Source organism: Dokdonella sp., assembly GCF_036518555.1.
GTDB lineage: Bacteria > Pseudomonadota > Gammaproteobacteria > Xanthomonadales > Rhodanobacteraceae > Dokdonella_A.
The window spans coordinates 1-2,034 of the sequence record NZ_DATDMY010000340.1 but is presented as its reverse complement, the minus strand read 5'-3'; the positions used below and the strand labels follow the sequence as shown (position 1 = coordinate 2,034).

Sequence of the window (2,034 nt, the reverse complement as noted above, 5' to 3'; positions counted from 1 at the left end):
GCTCGGCCTCGCGAGCGTCCAGCGCCTGCTCGGTGCGGTCGCACTGCAACGCTCGCTCGGCAAGATCCCGCTCGCGATCGTCGGCACCAGCGGCCGCGGCGTCGCCGACAGCCGGATCCTCGCGAGCCTCGCGCGCGATCTCGGCGCCGATGCCTCGACGCTGCGGATCGAGACCGCGTCGCTCAATACCTGGGAGAACGCGCAGGCGAGCGCACGGCTCGCGCCGGCCCTGCCGCGTCGGATCTGGCTGGTGACGTCGAGCCTGCACATGGCGCGCGCGCTCGTCGCGTTCCGTGCGGCCGGCTTCGACGCCTGCGCGTACCCGGTGCAGCCGCGCTACCACGGACCCGATCATCTCGGCTACCTGCTGCCGACCGGCAGTGCCACGATGAAGTCCGAGGACGCACTGCACGAACTGGTCGGCGAAATCGTCTACCGCGTGCGCGCCTGGCACGCCATGCGCGACTGACGTTGTCGCGCGCGTCGCGGCATGCTACCTAGCGCACGATCACCGTCGCACGGACCTTCGCCATGCCCTCGCGTCACCCTCCGGCGCCGACCAGGCGGAACGCGCTCGAAGGCATGGGCGTCGCGCCGCTCGAAGAGCGCGCCTACCGCCTGCTGCTGCGCCACGAAGGCCTGCCCGCGGGCGAACTCGCGCGCCGCCTCGACCTCACGCCGCGCCGGGTCGCCGACGTGCTGCGCGCGCTCGGCGACAAGGGCATGGTGTCGCACACGCCCGATCGTCCGCCGCGCTATTTCGCGGCGCCCCCCGACGTCGCGGTCGAGGCGCTGATCGCGACGAGCCAGCGCGAAGAAGAGCAGCGCCAGCGTCGGGCGCGCGCGGCGATCGCCGCGCTCGGCACGGCCGGGGCGGGCGCGGTCGCGCGCGACGGTCGCCTCGTCGAGATCCTGAGCCCGAGCGCGACGGCGCAGCTGTTCATCCACATGCATCGCACGGTTCGCAGCGAACTGCTGAGCCTGACCCGACGCCCGATGCTCGTCTCGAACATCGCCGAGCCGGACTACCTGCTGTTCGACGCCCTCTCGCGCGGGGTGCGCTGCCGCGCGCTGATCGACAGCGACCTGCTGTCGATGCCCGGCTGGAGCGAGCACATGCGCGACAACGCCGCACGCGGCGAGGAATGCCGCATCGCGGCGTCGCTGCCGTTCAAGCTCGTCGTCGCCGACCGGCGCATGGCGATCATCCCGCTCGACCTCGAGCGCCCGGACGGACCGGTGCTGCTCGTGCGGCCGTCGTCGCTGCTCGACGCGCTGTGCGAGATCTTCGAGATGCTCTGGCGAGCGGCGACGCCGTTCACGGTCGCGCCCGACGGTGGCGCCGGCGAGCGCGATGCGCTTCTTTCGCTGCTCACCTCGGGCCTCAACGACAAGGCGATCCAGCTCGAGCTCGGCATCTCCCACCGCACGCTCGCGCGGCGCATCAGCGCGCTCATGAAGGAACTCGGCGCGGCCACGCGCTGCCAGCTCGGCTTCATCGCGGCGCAGCGCACCGGCGCTCGCGGCTGATCCGTCGGCAGGTTTATGCCAACGGCATAAATTGGTCACTCCCGGGCGTTGTCCGCACGCGCGCCGCGCACCTAGGCTGTGCCGGTTCCGCCGTCGCGGCGCCCGTGCGAGGGGTTTTCGCGTCGGTCGCGACGCCGGTCGCGCGGGACGCGCGGCGAGGGTGGTGCGCGAATGCGCACCGCGGCGGACGAAACGAGCGCGCCGCCGAGGCGCGCGATGCCCACGGTCGCCGTGCAGGAGCGCGGCGGGCCGGAACCGCCGCGCCGTCCGCCGGCTGCGTCCTGTCGACGCGGACCTCCGTGCGCGCGGTCCTGCAACCGGAAACGAGCCATGAAACCGTCGACGACTGCGCGCCTCGCGCAGCACCACCCATTCCCGTACGTGCTCGACCCGAGCGCCGACCATGTACAGCCGGTGCGCCGCGTCGCCGCCGTCGCGATCGCGCTGCTCGCGGCCGCGCTCGCCGCCGCGCCCGCGCTCGCGGCGACCACCGGCGTGCGCGGC

The 2,034-nt window shown here is 73.4% G+C and carries 2 protein-coding genes; both read left to right on the top strand.

The genetic code is table 11. The features are described 5' to 3' along the window. Positions 1–469 (top strand): YdcF family protein (locus VI238_RS18300; protein ID WP_331653905.1); only part of this gene is annotated, 469 nt, incomplete at its 5' end. 62 nt (positions 470–531) lie between these two features. Next, positions 532–1,530: a helix-turn-helix domain-containing protein gene (locus tag VI238_RS18295; protein ID WP_331653904.1), complete on the top strand. Its 999-nt coding sequence runs from the start codon at positions 532–534 to the stop codon at positions 1,528–1,530. Positions 1,531–2,034: the final 504 nt, after the last annotated feature.

Bases quoted from the DNA above. Each gene is read 5' to 3' on its own strand.
- VI238_RS18295 (WP_331653904.1), top strand. From the start codon at position 532: ATGCCCTCGCGTCACCCTCCGGCGCCGACCAGGCGGAACGCGCTCGAA.